We start from the raw sequence: 19,406 nt of genomic DNA, 5'->3' as shown, positions 1-19,406 counted from the left end.
CCAACCTCCTTGACAACACCACTTGACCACGTGTCCCAATCCCCGTACCGTCACGCTCCGTAGCGATAGCTGGGAGAACCCCGAGCAGCACTGGGAGTGTCCGAATGCCCTCTGAATACGCCAAGTCGCTGGGCGCCCGCCTGCGCTCCATCCGCCAGCAGCAGGGCCTGTCCCTGCAGGGGGTGGAGGAGAAGTCGAACGGGCGGTGGAAGGCCGTGGTGGTCGGCTCGTACGAGCGCGGCGACCGCGCCGTCACCGTGTCCCGCCTGGCGGAGCTGGCCGACTTCTACCGCGTGCCCGTCTCGGAGCTGCTGCCCGACGGCAGCGGGGTGCGCCACGAGCCCACCAGCAAGATCGTGCTGGACCTGGAGCGGCTCTACGACGAGGCCTCCGAGGACCTCGCCTACGTCGCCCGGTACGCCCGCGCCATCCAGCAGCAGCGCGGCGACTACAACGGCCGGGTGCTCTCCATCCGCGCCGACGACCTGCGCGCCCTCGCGATCGTCTACGACGCCTCACCGTCGGGTCTGATCGAGCGCCTCACCGAGCACGGTGTGCTGGTCGCCGACCCGCGAGCGTTCTTCGCCTCCTGAGCCACCCGCCACGAAGGGCCCGTGCCGTCCGGCACGGGCCCTTCGTCGTTGCTGCCTGCGGACCTCAGCGGCTGGCGTACTCGGCGATCCGGCCGAGGATGCCGTTGAGGAAGCGGGGCGAGTCGTCGGTCGACATCTGCCGGGCCAGCTCGACGGCCTCGCTGATCGCCACCGCGTCGTCGATCTCGTCGACGTAGAGCAACTCGTACACGGCGATCCGGGCCAGGTTGCGGTCGACCACCGGCATCCGCTCCAGCGTCCACCCCTCGGCGTAGCTGGCGATCGTCTCGTCGATCCGGTCGAGGTGCGCCGCGACGCCCTCGACCAGCCCGACCGCGTAGCCGAGATGGTCGGGGCGGGGTTGCTCGATCCGCTCCAGGTAGCCGGCGAGCACCTCGACCGGGGGCCGGTCCCGCAGGTCGGCCTCGAAGAGCACGTCCAGCGCCCGCTTGCGCGCCTTGCGGCGCGCCGGCATCTGCTGCTTCGGACCCTCAGCCATCAGGCTCGGCCGAGGTAACGGCCGTCGCGGGTGTCGACCTTGATCTTCTCGCCGGTGGTGATGAACAGCGGCACCTGGACGGTGGCGCCGGTCTCGACCGTGGCCGGCTTGTTGCCGCCGGTGGACCGGTCGCCCTGCAGGCCCGGCTCGGTGTAGGTGACCTCGAGCACGACCGAGGTCGGCAGCTCGATGTAGAGCGGCACGCCCTCGTGCGTGGCGACGGTCGCCTCGGCCTCCGGGAGGAGGTAGTTGGCGGCCTCGCCGACGGTGCCGCCCATGACGGTGATCTGGTCGAACGTCTCCAGATCCATGAAGACGTAGTCCTCGCCGTCGGCGTAGAGGTATTGCATGGTGCGCTTGTCGACGGTGGCGGTCTCGACCTTGGTGCCCGCGTTGAAGGTCTTGTCGACCACCTTGCCGGACAGCACGTTCTTCAGCGTGGTACGCACGAACGCACCACCCTTACCGGGCTTGACGTGCTGGAACTCGACGACGGCCCACAGCTCGCCGTCCAGGTTGAGTACCAGGCCGTTCTTCAGGTCGTTGGTGGTGGCCATTTCCTGCCTTGATCATCAATTGGCGGACAGACCCACCAAGTCTACTAGCTGTGTCGAATCGGACTCGCACGCTGCGCGAGGTGGTGCAGGGCCAGCCGGTAGCCGTCCACGCCCAGGCCGCAGATCACGCCGGTGGCCACCGCCGAGACCACCGAGTGGTGCCGGAACTCCTCCCGGGCGTGGATGTTGGAGATGTGCACCTCGACCAGCGGGCCACGCAGCAGGGCGCAGGCGTCCCGGACCGCTATCGAGTAGTGCGACCAGGCGGCCGGGTTCAACACCACCGCCGCCTCCTCGTCCGCCGCCTGGTGCAGCCAGCCCAGCAGCTCGTGCTCGGCGTCGGTCTGCCGGACCACCACGTCCAGCCCCAGCTCCCGCCCGGTCCGCTCGCACATGGCGACCAGGTCGGCGTGGCTGGTCACGCCGTAGACGTCGACCTGGCGGGTGCCGAGCCGGCCCAGGTTCGGCCCGTTCAGCACGTACACCCTCACGAGCTGATCTCCCGGTAGGCCGCGGCCAGCAGCTCGTCCGGCGGGGCCTCCAGCATGGCCGGGCGCGCCAGACCGTCCAGCACCACGAACCGCAGCCGGCTCCCCCGGGCCTTCTTGTCCACCCGCATCGCGGCGAGCAGCTCCGGCCAGGCGTCCGCCCGGTAGCCGGTGGGCAGGTCGAGCGCCTCCAGCACCGCCCGGTGCCGCCGCGCGGTGGCGTCGTCGAGCCGGCCGGCGAGCCGCGCGAGCGTGGCCGCGTAGACCAGCCCGACCGCGACCGCGTGGCCGTGCCGCCAGCGGTAGCCCTCCGCCTTCTCGATCGCGTGCGCCAGCGTGTGCCCGTAGTTGAGCACCTCGCGCACCCCCGACTCGCGCAGGTCACCGCCGACCACGCCGGCCTTGACCCACACCGCCCGCTCGACCAGCTCACGGAGCACCGGGCCGGTCGGGTCCAGCGCGGCTGCCGGGTCCCGCTCGACCAGGTCGAGGATCACCGGGTCGGCGATGAAGCCGCACTTGACCACCTCGGCCATCCCGGCGGCCAGGTCGGCCGGGGGCAGGGCGTCCAGCGTCGCCAGGTCGCAGAGCACGCCGGCCGGTGGGTGGAACGCGCCGACCAGGTTCTTGCCGGCGGCCGTGTTGATCCCGGTCTTGCCGCCGACCGCGGCGTCGACCATGCCGAGCAGCGAGGTCGCCACCGGCACCCAGCGCACCCCGCGCAGCCAGCTCGCCGCGACGAAGCCGGCCAGGTCGGTGACCGCGCCGCCGCCCACCCCGACCACCGCGTCGGTACGGGTGAAACCCGCCGCGCCGAGCCGGTCCCAGCAGGCCGCGGCCACGTCGACGTGCTTGCCCGCCTCGGCGTCCGGCACCTCCACCAGCAGCGGCGCCACGCCGTCGGCGCGGGCCCGCTCGGCGAGCCGCTCGGCCAACGCCTTGAGCGGCGGCGCGTACAGATAGGCCACCCGCTCCGCGCCGGGCAGCAGGTCGGGTGGCGGGTCGAGCAGGTCGCGTCCCACCAGCACGTCGTACGGCCGCTCGCCGCCGACCGGGATCCGGGTCACCTCGTCCATCGCCGGCAGCCTAGTCCAGCGCCCGGCCCCGGCGCGGCGACTGTCCACTTCGTGGGGCGTTTGTCCGCCCCCACCCCGGGTAGGGCGGCGGGATGAGCATCCGTCTTCCCGCCACGATCCTCGGCGTCGGCCTCGGTGGCTTCGTCGACGGCATCGCGCTGCACCAGGTCCTCCAGTGGCACCACATGCTCAGCAGCACCGCCACCGACCGGGTGGGGATCCGGGACTACCCGGTCGACACCGTGCCCGGCCTGCAGATGAACACGCTGTGGGACGGGCTGTTCCACGTCGTCACCTGGGTGGCGGTGCTGACCGGGCTGGCCCTGCTCCACGCCCGGGTGACCCGGTCCCGGGGCCGGCTCTGGCGCTCCCCCATGCTCTGGGGCTGGGCGCTGGTCGGCTGGGGCCTGTTCAACCTGGTGGAGGGCGTCGTCGACCACCACCTGCTCGGCATCCACCACGTCCGGTCCGGCCCGTACCAGACCTGGTGGGACCTCGGCTTCCTGGCGCTCGGCGTGCTCCTGGTCGCGGCCGGCTGGGCGATCCAGCGGCGGGCCGACGCGATCGACCTGTGCGCGCCGGAGGCGCGGTGAATCACGGCGGGCACGCCGACGGCTTCCCGGCGACCGCGCTCCTGCCGGCGGTCGTCTTCTGGGCCTACCTGGCCGCCGCGCTGCGGCAGCGGGATCCGGGCCGGCCGGGCTGGTCGTCCGCGCGCACCGCGAGTTTCGGGCTCGGCGCGCTGCTGGTGACCGTGGGGCTGCTCCGGCCGGCCGGCGACTTCGTCGGTCACATGTGGCAGCACCTGCTGATCGGCATGCTGGCGCCGCTGGCGCTGGTGCTCGGTGCGCCGGTCACGTTGCTGCTGCGCACCCTGGACCGGCGCACCGGACGCCGGCTGGTCCACGCGCTGCGGCACCCGGTCGCGCGGGTGCTCGGCCATCCGGTGACCGGCCTGCTGCTCACCGCGGGCGGCCTGTGGCTGCTCCACCTCACCCCGCTCTACCGGGCGACGCTGGAGAGTCCACTGCTGCACACGCTGGTGCAGGCGCACTTCCTGCTCAGCGGCACCCTGTTCGCCTGGTCCATCGCCGGGCCGGACCCCGGCCCGCACCGCCCCCGGGTGCCCCTTCGGCTGGTGGTGCTCGGCGCCGGCGTCGCCGCCCACGCCACGATCGCCCAACTGCTCTACGCCGGCGTGTTCGTCGACGTGCCGGCCACCGGCGCCGAGCTGCGGGCCGGCGCCACACTCATGTACTACCTCGGCGACCTGGCCGAGATCGCCCTCGCGCTCGCGCTGCTCGCCACCTGGCGACCGGAGCGCCCGGCCCACCGCCCGGCCACGCGCCGCACCACCGGTCCCGAGCCGGTCCGCGCCTGACCGGCGCGCCCCCGGGATCCCGGCCACACCACCGCCCCGCTCACCACGAACGCTGGAGCGTCATGGGTGTCACCACGCGTCGAAGACACCCATGGCGTTCCACCCGCCGGCGTCGGCAGCCCTCGGTGGAACACCATGGGTGTCAAGACGCTTCGGAGACACCCATGGCGTTCCACCCGCCGGCGTCGGCGACCCTCGGTGGCACACCATGGGTGTTTACCTGCTTGGGAGACGTCTGCGGCGTTCCGCGACCGGGCATGGTCCGGTCCGGGCGCCCGAGGCAACTCGGCCACCGGCCGGGCCTGATGGCGCGGCGAGCCGCCGGGCACGGCTCGCAGGCGGTGAACCGGGCCTCAGGGCTTGAGCAGGGCGGCGATCTCGGCGGCCAGGTCCTCCGGCGCGCGCCCGTCGGTCACCAGCGTCGCGGTCGCCACCTCGGCGTAGAGCGGGCGGCGCTGGTCCAGCAGGTGCTTGAGGGTGGCCCGAGGGTTCAACGCCAGCAGCGGCCGGCCCGCGCCCAACCCGACCCGCTTGATCGCGTCCGGCAGCTCCACCGACAGGTGCACCACGGTGTGGCCGATCAGCGCGGCCCGGTTCTCCTCGGCCAGGACCGCGCCGCCGCCGAGCGCGAGCACCCCGGCGTGCGAGGCCAGCGCCGCCGCCACGGCGGCCCGCTCCAGCGTACGGAAATGGTCCTCGCCCTCGTCGACGAAGATCTCCGGGATCGGCTTGCCGGCCAGCCGCTCGATGTCGGTGTCGGTGTCCCGAAAGTCCACCCCGAGCGCGGCGGCGAGCGCCGTGCCCACCGTGGTCTTGCCGGAGCCGGGCGCTCCGACCAGCACGCAGACCGGCCGGGTGCTCACTGTGCCAGCCTTCCGTTCACGACTGCGGGACTCCGCTTCGCTGCGTTCCTCGCGCTCACCGGACCACCAGGCTGTCGAGGTAGCTCGTCAGGTTGCGGCGCATCTCCGCGACCGAGTCGCCGCCGAACTTCTCCACCGCCGCCTCGGCCAGCACCAGGGCCACCATGGCCTCGGCGACCACCGCCGCGGCCGGCACCGCGCACACGTCGGAGCGCTGGTTGATCGCGGTGGCCGGCTCGCCGGTGGTCACGTCGATCGTGGCGAGCGCGCGGTTGAGCGAGGAGATCGGCTTCATCGCCGCCTTCACCCGCAACGGCTCGCCGGTGGTGATGCCGCCCTCCAGGCCGCCGGCCCGGTCGGTGACCCGACGCACGCCGGTGGCGGTGGGAATGATCTCGTCGTGCGCCTCCGAGCCACGGGACCGCGCCTGCTGCCAGCCGTCGCCGATCTCCACCCCCTTGATCGCCTGGATCGACATCAGCGCGGTGGCCAGCCGGGCGTCGAGCTTGCGGTCCCACTGCACGTGGCTGCCCAGGCCCGGCGGCACGCCGTACGCCAGCACCTCGACCACGCCGCCGAGCGTGTCGGCGGCCTTCTTCGCGGCGTCGACCTCGGCGACCATCCGGGCGCTCGCCTCGGCATCGAGGCAGCGCAACGGGTCGGCGTCGATCCGGGCGGCGTCGGACGGCGTGGGCCGCAGTCCCGGCTTCACCGCCACCGGCCCCAGCTCCACCACGTGCGAGACGATCTCGACGCCGAGTGCCTGCCGCACCAGCGCCTTGGCGACCGTGCCCACGGCGACCCGGGCGGCGGTCTCCCGGGCGCTGGCCCGCTCCAGGATCGGCCGGGCGTCGGTGTGCCCGTACTTCTGCATCCCGGCCAGGTCGGCGTGACCCGGGCGGGGACGGGTCAGCGGGGCGTTACGCGCCTGGCTGGCCAGCTCGTCGGCGTCGACCGGGTCGGCGGCCATCACGGTGCGCCACTTCGGCCACTCCGAGTTGCCCACCCGGATCGCCACCGGGCTGCCCAGCGTCACGCCGTGCCGCAGCCCACCGATGATCTCGATCTCGTCCTGCTCGAACGCCATCCGGGCGCCCCGGCCGTAGCCGAGCCGGCGGCGGGCCAGCTCGCCCGCGATCTCCCCGGTGGTCACCTCGATGCCGGCGGGCACCCCCTCCAGCAGCGCGACGAGGGCGGGTCCGTGCGATTCACCTGCAGTCAGCCAGCGCAACACAGCGGTCAGTGTGTCACGCCCCCGGTCCGGCCCGGCACGGTGCCGCCGGTGTCCCGCCTTGCGGACACGCCGCCACTCGCTCCGCCCGCTCGGCCCCACGGTTAGGCGGGGGCCCCGCTTAACGCGCGGTGTTAAGCGGGGCCCCCGCCTATACCGAAAGCGTTAAGCGGGGGCCCCGCCTTACCCTCCAACGCGGCGCGCATCGCGGCGCGCGGTGCGGCGACGCCGGTGAAGTGCTCGAACTGGCCGATCGCCTGGGCCAGCAGCAGATCCAGCCCGGAGATCACCCGACAGCCGGCGGCCAGCGCCGCCGCCGCGAGCGGGGTCGGCCAGGGGTCGTAGAGCGCGTCGAACAGCACCGTCTCCGGCCGCCAGTCGAAGTTCTCCGCGAGCGGATCGGCGACGCCCTTCGGCACCGTGGAGATCACCAGGTCGGCGCGGGCGTGCGCGGGCGCGCCGTCCCACTCCGCGCCGGCCAGTGGCACCCCGACCGCCGCCGCCACCGGGCGCAGCTCGTCGATCGCCTCGGGCCGGCGGGCCACCACCGTCACCTCGGCGGCCCCGATCCGCGCCGCCGCCGCGATCGCCGCCCTGGCCGTGCCGCCGGCGCCGAGCACCGTGACCACCGCGCCGGCCACGCAACCCGCGCCGCCGATCACCTCGACCATGCCGGTCACGTCGGTGTTGTCCGCGTACCAGGTGCCGTCGGGTCGGCGTACCAGCGTGTTGGCGGCACCGACCGCGGCGGCGACCGGCGAGACCTCGTCGGCCAGCGCGAGCGCCGCCTCCTTGCCGGGCATGGTCACCGACAGCCCGGCCCACTCCGGGCCGAGGCCCGCGACCAGGCCGGGCAGCTCGTCCGCGTCAGCCTCGATCGTCGTGTACGACCAGCCGGTCAGTCCGGCCGCCGCGTACCCGGCCGAGTGGATCACCGGGGAGAGCGAGTGCGCGATCGGCCTACCGACGACCCCAGCACGACGGGGATCCGGAACGGGCACTCTCTCTCCCCCCGACGATGAACGGATCAGGGCAGCGTAGCCGGGGTCGAACAGTTACCGATCCCGGTCCGGCAGATCCGGTATGAGTAGTCCGACACACCGAACGTCGCAGACTTCTCGGTTGAGGTGCACACGGAATCGCCCTGCCACGACCACGAGGTGCCACCGGGAGCGCGTACCTGCCAGCGCGCGCAGTGCCCGTCCGACAGCGTGTCACGAGCGAACAACTCCCAGTTGGCGTCGCCCAAGTAGACCGCTCGTCCGGCAGCTCCGGTCGTGCTCCGGCTGATAGTCGCCGCCTGGGCCGGTACAGCCGCGAATGCCACCAGCACCGCGACGCTGCTTCCCACAACGCCGACCCGCCGCGACCAGAATCCACGCACCATGAGCCACCCCCGCTTTGTGTCCGATGGAGACACCAAGCATAGTGACTTCAGCCGATCTCACCAAGCTCCGCAGCCGAGCCAGGTCACCCGGTCATGCTTACAGAACGCCGTTCTCCTTGGCCTTTTCGATGTTCCGATCGTGCTCGGCGTTAGTCGTCGCGAAGGCCGAGTGCCCCTGCCTGTCGATGGCGACGAAGAAGAGCCACTTGCCGTCCGGGGGCTCAAGCGCCCCTTCCAAGGCAAGCTTTCCCGGGTTGTTGATGGGGGTCGGGGGCAGGCCGGGACGGACATGGGTGCTGTAGGGGTTCTTCTCGTCGTACAACTCCTCGTTGCGCATCTCCTTCGACGCCTTGGTCGGCTTACCGGTCAACTCCCAGTAGTAGTTGACCGATACGTCGAACTGCAGACAGTTGCAGGGGAAGTTGCCGCTGTATGCCCGGTTGTAGGCAACGCGGGCGATCTTGCCGAGATCATCCTTGTTGCCCGCCTCCGCCTGTGCGAGCGACGCTACGATCAGCACCTCGTACGGGCTGATGCCGCCGCGTTCCGCCTGCACCTTCTCGGCGAACTTCATGTCGCCGGTGACGGTGAGGAAGTTGTCCACCATCAGCTTGAGCACCGTCTCGGCGGTCGCCTTCGGCGGGATCTCGTAGGTGTCCGGGAAGAGGAAGCCCTCGATCGAGGGCTTGACCTTCTTGCCGTCGGAACGCTTGAACCACCAGTCCGGCACGCCCAGCGCCTCGGGGTCCTTCGCGGCGGCCTCGAAGTCCTTGATCGGGATGTCGGTCTTCTCGGAGAGCCGCTTATACACCGTCTTTGCGGTCAGGCCCTCCGGGATGGTGATCCCGTTGACGATCTTGTTCTTCAGGTCCAGCATGGCCGTGACCGCCGCGTCACCGCTCATCTGCTTACGCAGCTTGTACGTGCCGGGCTGGATGTTCTTGCTGCGCGAGTTCCCCTCGGCGGCCTCGATGAACGCCTTGGTGCTCTTCACCACGTCGGCGGCCACCAGCGCGTCGGCCATGTCGGCGATCAGCGCGCCCTGCTTGATCTCGACGATCGCCTCGCCGGTGCCAGACCCGTCGTAGTCGGGGGTGACGAAGTAGTTCTGGATGCGGTCGAAGCCGTAGTAGGCACCACCGCCGATGCCGCCGAGCAGCACCAGGGCGAGCGCGAGCGCGAGGAGGGTCTTGCCCCGGCTGCCGCCGGACTTGCCCTGGCGGCGACGCACCGCGCCGCGCCGGTGCCGGCCCTTCTCCCCCCTGTCCTGCTCGTCGAACCCCAGATCAAGATCGTCGATCATCCGTCCGCCTCCGCTGTGCGTCCAACCAGCTCTGCAGAATCTCCACCGCGGCAGCCTGGTCGACCACCGCTCGTTGACGCTTTCCCCGGACGCCCCGCTCGGCCAGCCTACGACTCGCGACGACGGTCGACATCCTCTCGTCCGTCAGCGTCACCGGAATCGGCCTCATTACATCAGCCAAACGGGCGACATAGGCTGATACGTTCACCGCCGCCGGTCCGTGCTTTCCGGCGAGGTTGACCGGCAGCCCGACGACGATCCCGACCGCCTCGTGCTCGGCCGCCAGGCGGACCAGTTCGGCCATGTCGGCGGGCACCGCATCCGGTTCGGCGGTCAGGTCGCGGGCCAGCGTGACCAGCGGGGTGGCCAGGATGCCGTGCGGATCGGACCGGGACACCCCGACCCGGACCTGGCCGACGTCCACCCCCAGCCGGACACCACGGACGAACTCAGCCATCTAGCGCCACACCCCCGAGCCGGTACGGGCCAGGGCGGACCGGGAGGTCCGCCCTGGCGTCGATCAGTGCGCTCATGCCGTGCCGACCGGGCATGCGCTCACGGCCCTCGCTCCGCTCGGTGCGTTCGCTCATGCCGTGCCAGCCTGGCATGCGCTCACGGCCCTCGCTCCGCTCGGTGCGTTCGCTCATGCCGCGTCGGCGACCGCCTTCTCCACGGTGCCCAGCAGGTTCGGCGCCTCGGTGGCGGGCAGACCACCACCCTGCGCCAGGTCGTCGCTGCCGCCGCCCCGACCGGAGAACGCGGCCTTGACCAGGTCCTTGGCGCTCAGGCCCCGACTCCGGGCGGCGGCGTTGACGGCCACCACCAGGGACGCCTTGCCGTTCGCGCGGGCCGCCACCGCGACCACCGCCGGACGGGCCGCGTCGATCCGACCCCGGATCTCCTGCGCGAGGGTCCGCACGTCGTTGGCCGCCGCGCCCTCGGGCGCCTCGGTGCCCACGTACGCCACCCCGCGCACGTCCTTCGCCTGCGCCGCGAGCGCGCCGGCGCCGCCGAGCACGAGCTGGGCGCGGAGCTTCTCCAGCTCCTTCTCCGCGTCCCGCAACTGGGTGACGGTCTGCTCCACCCGGTCCGCGACCTGCTCGCCCGGCACCCGGAACAGCTCGGCCAGCCGGGAGACGAGCAGGTGCTCGCGGGCCAGGAAGCCGAACGCGTCCATGCCGACCAGCGCCTCGATCCGGCGTACGCCGGAACCCACCGACGCCTCGGAGAGGATCTTCACCAGGCCGAGCTGGGCCGAGCGGGCCACGTGCGTGCCACCACACAGCTCCCGGGCGTAGTCACCGACCTCGACCACCCGGACCCGCTCGCCGTACTTCTCGCCGAACAGGGCCATCGCGCCGATCCGGCGGGCCTCCTCCTGGCTGGTGACGAACGCGTGCACCTCCAGGTCGGCCAGGAGCACCTCGTTGACCTGCTGCTCCACGTCGTGCAGCACGCTCGGCGCCACCCCGGTCGGGGTGTTGAAGTCGAACCGCAGCCGGCCCGGCGCGTTCAGCGAACCCGCCTGGGTCGCCGACTCGCCGAGGAAGTTGCGCATGGTCTGGTGCACCAGGTGCGTCGCGGTGTGCGAACGCGAGATGGCCCGTCGGCGGGACGCGTCGATCTCCGCGTACCCGGTCTCCCCGGCGCGGACCTCGCCGCGCACCACTCGGGCGCGGTGCACGATCAGGCCGGGCACCGGCTGCTGCACGTCGAAGACCTCGACCTGGCCGCCACCGACCGTGATCAGGCCCTGGTCGGGCTGCTGACCGCCGCCCTCGGCGTAGAACGGGGTGGTGTCGAGCACCAGCTCGATCGTGTCCCCCTCGGCCGCGGCGGCCACCGAGGTGCCGCCGGCCAGCAGCGCGCGCACCCGGGACTCCCGGTTCAGCTCGGTGTAGCCGGTGAACTCCACCGGCCCGCCGCCGTCGAGCACCGACCGGTACGCCGACACGTCGGTGTGCCCGGTCTTGCGGGCCTGCGCGTCCGCCTTGGCGCGGCTGCGCTGGTCGGCCATCAGCCGGCGGAAGCCGTCCGCGTCGACCTGGAGGCCCTGCTCGGCCGCGATCTCCAGGGTCAGGTCGATCGGGAAGCCGTACGTGTCGTGGAGCTGGAACGCCTTGTCACCGGAGAGCGCCGGCTGGCCGGCCGACTTCGTCTCCGCGATCGCGGTGTCCAGGATCGTGGTGCCGGCGCGCAGCGTGGCGAGGAACGCGTCCTCCTCGGCGTACGCGTACTGCGAGATCCGGCCGAAGTCCTCGGCCAGCTCCGGGTACGACGGCGCCATGCAGTCCCGCGCCACCGGCAACAGCTCCGGCAGCGCCCGGTCCTGGTAGCCCAGCAGCCGCACCGACCGGATGGCCCGGCGCATGATCCGGCGCAGCACGTAGCCGCGGCCCTCGTTCGACGGGGTCACCCCGTCGCCGATGAGCATCAGCGCGGTGCGCACGTGGTCGGCGATCACCCGCAGCCGCACGTCGTCCGGGTGCGACTGGTTGGCCGCGTGCCCCGAGTGCGCGCCGTACCGCTTGCCGGTCAGCTCGGCCGCCCGGTCCAGGATCGGCTTGACCTCGTCGATCTCGTAGAGGTTGTCCACGCCCTGCAGCAGCGAGGCCATCCGCTCCAGGCCCATGCCGGTGTCGATGTTCTTCGCCGGCAGGTCGCCGAGGATCGGGAAGTCCTCCTTGCCGACGCCCGGCCCGCGCTCGAACTGCATGAAGACCAGGTTCCAGAACTCCAGGTAGCGGTCCTCGTCGACCTCCGGACCGCCCTCGCGGCCGTACTCCGGGCCGCGGTCGTAGTAGAGCTCCGAGCACGGACCGCACGGGCCGGGGATGCCCATCGACCAGAAGTTGTCGGCCTTGCCCCGGCGCACGATCCGCTCCGCCGGCACGCCGGTGCTGCGCCAGATGTCGTACGCCTCGTCGTCGTCGAGGTAGACCGTCGCCCAGATCCGCTCCGGGTCCAGCCCGAAGCCGCCCGCCTCGACCGACTTGGTGGCCAGGTCCCAGGCGAGCGGGATCGCCCCGGACTTGAAGTAGTCACCGAACGAGAAGTTGCCGTTCATCTGGAAGAACGTGCCGTGCCGACTGGTCTTGCCGACCTCGTCGATGTCCGGCGTCCGGATGCACTTCTGCACACTGGTCGCCCGCGCGTACGGCGGGGTCTGCTGCCCGAGGAAGTAGGGCACGAACTGCACCATGCCCGCGTTGATGAACAGCAGGTTCGGGTCGCTGATGGCGGGCAGCGGAGCGGACGGCACCACGGCGTGACCGTTCGCCTCGAAGTGGGCGAGGAACCGCCGCTTGATCTCCGCCGTCTTCATCGCTGGTGCTCCTCCGGGAAAATCTGCCGGTCGCCGATCCGCGGGTCCTCCCGCAGCTCGGCGAACTCGTCGTCGTACGCCTCGCCGCGGGCGAAGGCCTCGTGGATCTCCTGCTCACGCTCGGCCATCGAGACCCGCACGTCGTCCACGAAGGCGCGCACCGACTCGACCAGGCCACCGGCGGACTCGGACAGCCCGCTGGCGATGCCCGCCGGGGTGTACGCCTGCGCGGTCCGGGTGGCCTTACGCACCACCAGGACGCCCACGGCCAGCCCGATGCCCAGCCAGAACAACCGCCTCATGCTCTCATCCTTCCCGCGTACGCCGGTCGGGTCAGCGGTTGCCGCGCTTGGCGGCCCGACGCTGCTGCTTGATGGTGTCGCGCACCTCGCGCTCGGTCTCGGCGTGCCGGCGGGCGGAGGCGGCCTTGCGCACGCCGTAACCGAACGCGGCCACCTTCACCAGCGGGTTGGCCGCCGCGGCGGAGACCACGGTGGCCAGGTTCGCCACGTTCGCGGTGACGTTCTGCGCGTGGCTGGTCATGGTGTCCACCTTGGCGAGCTGGAGGTTCACCCCGTCCAGCGAGGTCTGCACCTGCTCCAGCGCCACGTTGACGTTCTTCACCGTGGTGTTCACGTCACCGAGCAGCGGCCCGGTGCGGTCGTTCAGGTCGCCGATCATGCGGGTCGTCGCGTCGACGGTGTGCCGCAGCCGCAGGATCGGCACCGCCAGCACGAGCACCAACATCAGGAACGCGCCGGCCGCGATCAGCGCAGCGATCTCTCCACCACTCACGCGCATGTCCTCCTCAAGCATTGTCCCGGGGTCTGACGCCCCGGAACGCGCGACCGTACCTGCCCACGTCGCCCCCCGCCGGCCCGGTGGTCACCGGGCACGGGCGGGCGCGCCAGCCCCAGACCCTACCGTCCGTGAGGGAAGTCGGCTCACGACGGTGAGGGGGTCGGTTCGCCGAGCGGGTCGTCGGTGAGGGTCGGGAACGGATCCTCACCGGTGAGTGACGGATCGGTGGTCGGCGTCGGGCCGGTGCGCTCGTCGTCGATCGCGTTACGCACCTTCACCGACACCAACGAGCCGGTGCACGTCGCCGCTGCGGGCGCGGGCGGCGCGGACGGCGCCGGCTCCCCGTCCACCGGCGGCGGCGTGCAGGCGGGGTCGCGGACCCACAGGTCGAGCGTGAGTTCGTCCCGCCGCCAGCAGGTGTAGCTGCCCTCGACCTGTTCCTCCGGGCAGCGGTCGACCTTCCAGCGTCGCCAGCCGTCCTTGGCCAGGGCCTGCTCGTAGACCGCCACGGTCTGCTTCCACCCCTGGTCGGACTCGACCGCGCGTTCCCGCAGCCGGCAGTCCTGGAGGCACCAGCGGCTGCCGCTGACGTTGTCGACCGTCTTCGTCGCCGCCCAGGACGGCACGTCGAGCGCGTCGAGGGTGTCGAAGACCGGGTCGCGGCTGAGCGTCCGCATCCCGAAGTAGAGCGGAACCGCGCCCAGCAGCACGAGACTGACCAGGGCGAGGAGGCCCATCCGCAGTCGGCGCCGCTCGCGCATCTGCCGACGCAGCTCGGAGCGGGCGCCACGCAGGCCACCGGCCTCCGCCTCGTCCCCGCCGGGACCGGCCGGTCGCGGCGCCGGCCCGTCGCCCGCTCCGGGCCGCGTCCCCACGGCCTCCCCCGCCGGTACGACCGCAGCCGCCCGCGCCACCGCCGGCGCACCCGGCATTCCGCCGACGGGCGCGGCGGCGGCAGTGGCCCGGACCGGTTCCGGGGTGGGCGGGACGGCCCGCCCGGCGGTCCGCTCGTCCGGACCGACCGGCCTGGCTACCCCGGCGGCGGCCCGGGCCGCTGCCGACCCGACCGATGGTCGTGGACCGGGCGCTGCCGCCGGACGGGGCGCACCGCCCGGCGGGACGGCGTCGTCGGGGCGGACCGGACCGCGACCGTCGGGACGGCCGCCCCGGACCGGCACGCCACCGGTGCGCTCCGGGTCGCCGTGCGGACCGGGCCCGCCCGGACCCGTCGACGGCACTCCGGCACGCGCCGGGCCGGCCGCGGAACGGTCCCCGGCCACCGGCGGCACGCCGGCGGGTCGGGCCGCGCCCCGGGCCGGACCGGGTTGCTCGGACCGAGCCGGGCCAGGCTGATCGGACCGAGCCGGGCCAGGCTGGTCGGACCGAGCCGGGCCAGGCTCATCGGACCGGCTCGGACCGGGCGGCGCGGACCGGGTCGGACCAGGCTCATCGGATCGGCTCGGACGGGGCTGCTCGGGCCGGGTCACGCGGGGCGGCGCGGATCGGGCCGCGTCCCGGGCCGGACCGGGCTGCTCGGGTCGGACGGGCGGCGCGGCCGGGCCGGGCGGCGCGGCCGGGGCGCGGCCGGTCGGAGCGCGGTCCGGGGCGCCGGCTGATTCGTCGACCGGTGGGCCGGTCGGACGGCGGGCCGCCGGCATGGCGGGGTCGGTGTGCGGCGTGCGGCCGGCCTGGCGCAGCCAGTCGGCGGGCCGCTCGGGGCGCTGCGGACGCGGCTCACCCACCTCGCCGGCCGCCGGGCGCGGTGCCCGGGCCGGCGGGGCGGCGGGGCCGACCTCACCGGGGGCGTCGGGTGCGGCCCGCCGGCCGCGGGCCGGGGCGCGGCGGGAACCGGGCGGGCCCGCCGCCTCCGTCGGGCCGCCGGAAACGGGCGCGGTGGCGCCGGGGACGTCCGGGGCGTTCCCGCTGCGGGGTACGGCGGTCGGCCGGTCCAGCTCGGCGGCGGCCCGCCGGCCGGCACCCGGGACGGGTCGGGCGGCGGGGTCACCGTCCGGCGAGCGGTGGCCACCGGCGGACGGCGGCGCCTCGTGGCGGGAACGCCGTCCACCGCCGGGGGCCGGCGGCGCATCGGTCGGCCCGCCGTCGGGCCGCGCCCGGCGGCCCGCGCCGGAGACCGGCCCGATCGCGCCCGAGTCGTCGGGCGACACGCGGCGACCGGCGGGTCGGGCCCCGGGGTGCGTGCCGGCGGCGTGGGGGCCGGGCGTCTCGGCGCCGTGCCGGCCGCGCGGGGTGGGTGGCGCCGCCGCTCGGGAGACGTCGCCGTCCCCGGGGGACGGCCATCCCGGGCCCGGCTCGGCCGGGGCGCGGTCGGGCCCGGGTCGCCCGGCGGGCGGGCCGGCCGGGGGCACGACGGGAGGACCGGCCGGCCGGCCGGCGACCGCCGGCTGTCGGCCGGTGGGGCCGTCCGTGCTGCGGTGCGGTGGCGGGCCGTCCGGGCTGCGGTGCGGTGGCGGGCCGTCCGGCCGGGGTGCCTCGGGCACACCGGGCCAGGGCCCCTCCACCGGACGGCGCGGGGCGGCCGCTTCCGGGCCGGCGGGACGGACCGGCGGCGCCGCAGGCCCCGATCCGGGGCCGTCGGGACCACGCCGGGCCACCGGCGGACGCGGGCCGGGCCCGGCGGGGGGTGCAGCCGGGCCGGGCCGCACGGCACCGGGAGGCAGGCCCGGGCCGGAGCGGCCGGGGGCCGGCGGCGCCTCGGCGGGACGGCTTGGGGCCGGCGGTGCCGCCGCTCCGGAGCGGCCGGTCACCGGCGGCATCGCCGCGTCGGTGCGACCGGCTGACCCGGCACCGGGCGGCTGAGGTCCGCCGGGCGCCTGCGGAGCGCGACCAGGTTGACCGGCGGCCGGCGGCGGACCGGACCGACCGGACGTCGGCGGCGGCGCACCCGGCCGACCGGACGTCGGCGGCGGCGGGCCCGGCCGACCGGACGTCGGCGGCGGCGGCGGACCAGGTCGACCGGGCGCCGGAGGCGGCGGGCCGGGTCGGCCGGGATCGGGAGCCGGCGCGGCAGCGCGACCGGGTGCCGGAGGCGGAACGACCGGGCCGCCGGGCGCCGGTGGCGCACCGGGGCCGGTGCCGGCCGGACCCGGCGGGGGCGCCGCGCCCGGGCGGGGCGGCCGGTCCGGCTCGGGGGCGCGGGCAGCCCCGGGTCGCGGACCCGGCGGCGTCTCCCCCTCCGGGCCCAGTTCGCCGCGCTGCTGCTTGGCGGTACGCAGGTCGTCGATCCAGCCGAACTCCTCGCCGGCGACCGCCTGGTCCGGCTCGGCCTCGGCGGACCGGCCGCGTCCCCACCGGCGGCCCTTGGCCTTTGGATCGCGCCGCTCGTCAGGGCCGTCCGCCGGCCGATCCGGACCACGCGCCATCACTGTTGACCCCCCTCGGTGGCGTCGCCGCCACCCTCACTCGCCCCGCCGACCTGCTCGGTGCCGCCGGCCCGGACTCCGGTGGCGGCGGCCGGCACGCCGGCCTCCCCCCGCGTCACCGGTGCGGGCGACCCGCGGACGATCCGACGCAGCACCGGCAGCCGAGTGGCCACCGCCCGCTCCGCGCCGTGCCCGCTGGGCCGGTAGTAGTCGATCCCGACGAGGTCGTCCGGAGCGTACTGCTGGGTGACCACCCCCCGGTGGTCGTCGTGCGGGTAGCGGTAACCGGCTCCGTGGCCGAGCCCCCGCGCCCCGGAGTAGTGGGCGTCGCGCAGCCCGCGCGGCACCGACCCGCCGCGACCCGCGCGCACGTCGGCGACGGCGGCCCCGATGGCGGTGGTGGCCGAGTTCGACTTCGGGGCGGTGGCGAGGTGGATGGCCGCCTGCGCGAGATTGAGCTGGGCTTCGGGCAGGCCCACGTATTCCACCGCGTGCGCCGCGGCGGTGGCCACCGTCAGCGCGGTGGGATCGGCCATGCCGACGTCCTCGCTGGCGAAGATCACCATCCGGCGGGCGATGAACCGGGCGTCCTCGCCGGCCACCAGCATCCGGGCCAGCCAGTGGAGTGCCGCGTCCACGTCCGAGCCACGCATGCTCTTGATGAAGGCGCTGGTCACGTCGTAGTGCGCGTCGCCGTCCCGGTCGTAGCGCACGGCCGCCACGTCGACCGCCTGCTCGGCCACGGCGAGGTCGATCCGCCCGGCGCCGGTCGCGGTCGCGGTGGCCGCCGCCGCCTCCAGCGCGGTGAGCGCCTTGCGTACGTCGCCGCCGGCGAGCCGGACCAGATGGTCCTCCGCGTCCTCGGCCAGGGTCAGCGTGCCGCCGAGCCCACGCTCGTCGGCCACCGCGCGGCGCAGCAGCCCGCGCACGGCGTCGTCGTCCAGCGCCTGGAGCGTGAGCAGCACGCAGCGGGACAGCAACGGCGAGATGACCGAGAAGTACGGGTTCTCCGTGGTCGCCGCGAGCAGTGTGACGGTGCGGTCCTCGACGGCGGCGAGCAGGGAATCCTGCTGGGTCTTGCTGAATCGGTGCACCTCGTCGATGAAGAGCACGGTCGGTGGGCCGCCGGAGCGGCGTTGCCGCCGGGCGGTCTCGATGACGGCACGCACGTCCTTCACGCCGGCGGTCAGCGCGGACATCGCCACGAAGCGCCGGTCGGTCGCGCGGGCCACGAGGTGGGCGATCGTGGTCTTGCCGCTGCCGGGCGGACCCCAGAGGATGACCGACATCGGCGCGGCCCCCTCGACCAGTTGGCGCAACGGCGCGCCGGGGGCGAGCAGATGGTCCTGCCCGATCAGCTCGTCGAGGCCGGCCGGCCGCATCCGGACCGGCAGCGGCGAATCCGCGCGGGTGTCGGTGAAACCGTCGACGCCGCCGGAGGCCGCGGGTGCGCCGGGCGCTCCGGCGGGCTCGCCGAGGGTGAAGAGGGCGTCGGATTCCATCACGAGAACAGTACCGGGCCGGGCCGACGGCGCCGGAATCGCGCCGCCGACCCGACCCGTGTGGTCTTTTCCGGTCAGCCGCGACCCGGACGCCGGCCCCGGTACCACCGGCCGCCACCGCCGCCGCGCGGGCCGGAGCCGACCCCGGCCAGGTAGAGCGAGAGCAGCAGGAAGCCGATCAGCATGAGCGTCGGGGTGCTGAACAGATCGGGGGCGCCGAGGTTGGTGTTCATGAAGTCGAGAAGCAGCGCGAAGCCGAACACGATGGCCGCGAGAATGGCGAGCATGTCGTTTCCTCCGGTGGGGGTTCCCAGTAGGTCGGCGACGGATGTACCCGATCGGTCTGTTCGTCAATCTCCACCGTGGAGGCGGTTGGTGGCGAGCACGGCGTACCGCGCGGAGTCCCGCCAGACGCCGCGGACGAGCAGGTGGTCGCGGCTCACCCCCTCCGGCCGCAGGCCGGCCTTCTCCAGTACGCGGCGGGACGCGACGTGGTCCGGCCGGGCGGTCGCCTCCACCCGGTGGAGCCCCACCCGCTCGAACGCGAGGTCCAGCAGCAGCCGGGTGATCCCGGTGGCGATCCCGGCGCCCCGGTGCGCGGTCCGCACCGCGTAGCCGACCTCCCCGCGCCGGTGCTCCACCGACGTCACGGTCAGCACGCCCAGCCCGAGCAGCCGGTCGCCGTCGACGGCCGCCAGCCGGTACTCCGGGCGCGGCTTCCCGGCGGCCGTGTCGCGCCACCTGGGTAGCGCGCCGCGCACCACCTCGACGGTCGGCGTCTCCTCGTCGAGGACGCCGTCGAGCATGCCGGGCTCGGTGAGGAACTCGTGCAGGGCGGGGACGTCGGCGTCGGTCCACTCGCGCAGCACGCAGTGCGAGCCGGGCAGGCGGACCGCCCGGACGGAGCGGATGGGGGTCATGGCTGGTCCTCTCGGAGGCTGGCGGCATGATCACGGTCGACGAGGCGCCGACCGGACGGGAGGCGGTGCTCGCCGCGACCGGCCACCACCCGTACGCCCG

The 19,406-nt window shown here is 74.1% G+C and carries 19 protein-coding genes; 3 read left to right on the top strand and 16 right to left on the bottom strand.

Annotated features, from left to right (window positions below; translation table 11 throughout):
- Nucleotides 1-104 precede the first annotated feature (104 nt).
- Nucleotides 105-593 carry a transcriptional regulator gene (locus tag ACH495_RS16165; RefSeq protein WP_013285505.1) on the top strand — a complete coding sequence of 163 codons (489 nt, stop codon included), beginning with the start codon at nucleotides 105-107 and terminating at the stop codon, nucleotides 591-593.
- Nucleotides 594-657: 64 nt separating this feature from the next.
- Here the strand turns inward: ACH495_RS16165 and nusB are convergent, their stop codons facing one another.
- The 4 genes from nusB to aroB are packed head-to-tail and all read right to left on the bottom strand — an operon-like array spanning nucleotide 658 to nucleotide 3,213.
- Entirely contained in the window at nucleotides 658-1,068 is a 411-nt protein-coding gene (nusB, locus tag ACH495_RS16160; RefSeq protein ID WP_199733039.1) for a transcription antitermination factor NusB, read from the bottom strand.
- A gap of 23 nt (nucleotides 1,069-1,091) precedes the next feature.
- Nucleotides 1,092-1,649, bottom strand: a complete 558-nt coding sequence (gene efp, locus ACH495_RS16155) for an elongation factor P (protein WP_281939722.1) — start codon at nucleotides 1,647-1,649, stop codon at nucleotides 1,092-1,094.
- Nucleotides 1,650-1,693: 44 nt separating this feature from the next.
- Nucleotides 1,694-2,140: a type II 3-dehydroquinate dehydratase gene (aroQ, locus tag ACH495_RS16150; protein ID WP_396858498.1), complete on the bottom strand. Its 447-nt coding sequence runs from the start codon at nucleotides 2,138-2,140 to the stop codon at nucleotides 1,694-1,696.
- A complete protein-coding gene (gene aroB, locus ACH495_RS16145) occupies nucleotides 2,137-3,213 on the bottom strand; it encodes a 3-dehydroquinate synthase (protein ID WP_396858497.1) in 1,077 nt (358 codons plus the stop codon). Before aroB ends, aroQ begins: the two co-directional genes overlap by 4 nt.
- A 92-nt stretch (nucleotides 3,214-3,305) precedes the next feature.
- Between aroB and ACH495_RS16140 the strand changes: the two genes are divergently transcribed.
- Nucleotides 3,306-3,806: a DUF2243 domain-containing protein gene (locus ACH495_RS16140; RefSeq protein WP_396858496.1), complete on the top strand. Its 501-nt coding sequence runs from the start codon at nucleotides 3,306-3,308 to the stop codon at nucleotides 3,804-3,806.
- Complete coding sequence (locus ACH495_RS16135; protein ID WP_396858495.1) at nucleotides 3,803-4,594, top strand: cytochrome c oxidase assembly protein; 792 nt, start codon at nucleotides 3,803-3,805, stop codon at nucleotides 4,592-4,594. The genes ACH495_RS16140 and ACH495_RS16135 overlap by 4 nt, the downstream gene beginning before the upstream one ends.
- A 353-nt stretch (nucleotides 4,595-4,947) precedes the next feature.
- Here ACH495_RS16135 and ACH495_RS16130 read toward each other — a convergent pair whose 3' ends face one another.
- The 12 genes from ACH495_RS16130 to ACH495_RS16075 all read right to left on the bottom strand — a co-directional run bounded on the left by ACH495_RS16130 (nucleotide 4,948) and on the right by ACH495_RS16075 (nucleotide 19,306).
- Nucleotides 4,948-5,457: a shikimate kinase gene (locus tag ACH495_RS16130; RefSeq protein WP_396858494.1), complete on the bottom strand. Its 510-nt coding sequence runs from the start codon at nucleotides 5,455-5,457 to the stop codon at nucleotides 4,948-4,950.
- A 55-nt stretch (nucleotides 5,458-5,512) separates the two neighbouring features.
- The gene (aroC, locus tag ACH495_RS16125) at nucleotides 5,513-6,691 is read right to left on the bottom strand and encodes a chorismate synthase (protein ID WP_396858493.1); all 1,179 of its coding nucleotides are present in this window, start codon (nucleotides 6,689-6,691) and stop codon (nucleotides 5,513-5,515) included.
- A gap of 131 nt (nucleotides 6,692-6,822) precedes the next feature.
- Nucleotides 6,823-7,689: a shikimate dehydrogenase gene (locus ACH495_RS16120; RefSeq protein ID WP_396858492.1), complete on the bottom strand. Its 867-nt coding sequence runs from the start codon at nucleotides 7,687-7,689 to the stop codon at nucleotides 6,823-6,825.
- Nucleotides 7,690-8,172: 483 nt separating this feature from the next.
- The gene (gene mltG / locus ACH495_RS16115) at nucleotides 8,173-9,378 is read right to left on the bottom strand and encodes an endolytic transglycosylase MltG (protein WP_396858491.1); all 1,206 of its coding nucleotides are present in this window, start codon (nucleotides 9,376-9,378) and stop codon (nucleotides 8,173-8,175) included.
- Entirely contained in the window at nucleotides 9,362-9,835 is a 474-nt protein-coding gene (ruvX, locus tag ACH495_RS16110; RefSeq protein WP_396858490.1) for a Holliday junction resolvase RuvX, read from the bottom strand. Before ruvX ends, mltG begins: the two co-directional genes overlap by 17 nt.
- Nucleotides 9,836-10,021: 186 nt before the next feature.
- Nucleotides 10,022-12,703, bottom strand: coding sequence for an alanine--tRNA ligase (gene alaS, locus ACH495_RS16105; protein ID WP_396858489.1), 2,682 nt, complete (start codon nucleotides 12,701-12,703; stop codon nucleotides 10,022-10,024).
- The gene (locus ACH495_RS16100) at nucleotides 12,700-13,005 is read right to left on the bottom strand and encodes a hypothetical protein (protein ID WP_343442164.1); all 306 of its coding nucleotides are present in this window, start codon (nucleotides 13,003-13,005) and stop codon (nucleotides 12,700-12,702) included. Before ACH495_RS16100 ends, alaS begins: the two co-directional genes overlap by 4 nt.
- Nucleotides 13,006-13,036: 31 nt before the next feature.
- Nucleotides 13,037-13,498, bottom strand: coding sequence for a DUF948 domain-containing protein (locus ACH495_RS16095; protein WP_343442165.1), 462 nt, complete (start codon nucleotides 13,496-13,498; stop codon nucleotides 13,037-13,039).
- Nucleotides 13,499-13,647: 149 nt separating this feature from the next.
- A complete protein-coding gene (locus tag ACH495_RS16090; RefSeq protein WP_396858582.1) occupies nucleotides 13,648-14,265 on the bottom strand; it encodes a hypothetical protein in 618 nt (205 codons plus the stop codon).
- A 2,618-nt stretch (nucleotides 14,266-16,883) separates the two neighbouring features.
- Nucleotides 16,884-18,386, bottom strand: coding sequence for a replication-associated recombination protein A (locus ACH495_RS16085; RefSeq protein ID WP_396858488.1), 1,503 nt, complete (start codon nucleotides 18,384-18,386; stop codon nucleotides 16,884-16,886).
- A gap of 74 nt (nucleotides 18,387-18,460) precedes the next feature.
- Nucleotides 18,461-18,673 carry a hypothetical protein gene (locus ACH495_RS16080; RefSeq protein ID WP_396858487.1) on the bottom strand — a complete coding sequence of 71 codons (213 nt, stop codon included), beginning with the start codon at nucleotides 18,671-18,673 and terminating at the stop codon, nucleotides 18,461-18,463.
- A gap of 63 nt (nucleotides 18,674-18,736) precedes the next feature.
- On the bottom strand, nucleotides 18,737-19,306 hold the full coding sequence (locus tag ACH495_RS16075) for a GNAT family N-acetyltransferase (RefSeq protein WP_396858486.1): 570 nt from the start codon (nucleotides 19,304-19,306) through the stop codon (nucleotides 18,737-18,739).
- Nucleotides 19,307-19,406: the final 100 nt, after the last annotated feature.

This window comes from Micromonospora sp. NPDC018662, from assembly GCF_044391475.1.
Classification (GTDB): domain Bacteria; phylum Actinomycetota; class Actinomycetes; order Mycobacteriales; family Micromonosporaceae; genus Micromonospora.
Note: the sequence above shows the minus strand (reverse complement) of the source record. Positions and strands in the feature narration are given on the sequence as shown.

Excerpts from the sequence above, each read along its gene's own strand:
- ACH495_RS16165 (WP_013285505.1), top strand. The coding sequence starts at position 105 with ATGCCCTCTGAATACGCCAAGTCGCTGGGCGCCCGCCTGCGCTCCATC.
- nusB (WP_199733039.1), bottom strand. The coding sequence starts at position 1,068 with ATGCCGGCGCGCCGCAAGGCGCGCAAGCGGGCGCTGGACGTGCTCTTC.
- efp (WP_281939722.1), bottom strand. The coding sequence starts at position 1,649 with ATGGCCACCACCAACGACCTGAAGAACGGCCTGGTACTCAACCTGGAC.
- aroB (WP_396858497.1), bottom strand. The coding sequence starts at position 3,213 with ATGGACGAGGTGACCCGGATCCCGGTCGGCGGCGAGCGGCCGTACGAC.
- ACH495_RS16140 (WP_396858496.1), top strand. The coding sequence starts at position 3,306 with ATGAGCATCCGTCTTCCCGCCACGATCCTCGGCGTCGGCCTCGGTGGC.
- mltG (WP_396858491.1), bottom strand. The coding sequence starts at position 9,378 with ATGATCGACGATCTTGATCTGGGGTTCGACGAGCAGGACAGGGGGGAG.
- ruvX (WP_396858490.1), bottom strand. The coding sequence starts at position 9,835 with ATGGCTGAGTTCGTCCGTGGTGTCCGGCTGGGGGTGGACGTCGGCCAG.
- alaS (WP_396858489.1), bottom strand. The coding sequence starts at position 12,703 with ATGAAGACGGCGGAGATCAAGCGGCGGTTCCTCGCCCACTTCGAGGCG.
- ACH495_RS16100 (WP_343442164.1), bottom strand. The coding sequence starts at position 13,005 with ATGAGGCGGTTGTTCTGGCTGGGCATCGGGCTGGCCGTGGGCGTCCTG.
- ACH495_RS16090 (WP_396858582.1), bottom strand. The coding sequence starts at position 14,265 with ATGCGCGAGCGGCGCCGACTGCGGATGGGCCTCCTCGCCCTGGTCAGT.
- ACH495_RS16085 (WP_396858488.1), bottom strand. The coding sequence starts at position 18,386 with ATGGAATCCGACGCCCTCTTCACCCTCGGCGAGCCCGCCGGAGCGCCC.
- ACH495_RS16080 (WP_396858487.1), bottom strand. The coding sequence starts at position 18,673 with ATGCTCGCCATTCTCGCGGCCATCGTGTTCGGCTTCGCGCTGCTTCTC.
- ACH495_RS16075 (WP_396858486.1), bottom strand. The coding sequence starts at position 19,306 with ATGACCCCCATCCGCTCCGTCCGGGCGGTCCGCCTGCCCGGCTCGCAC.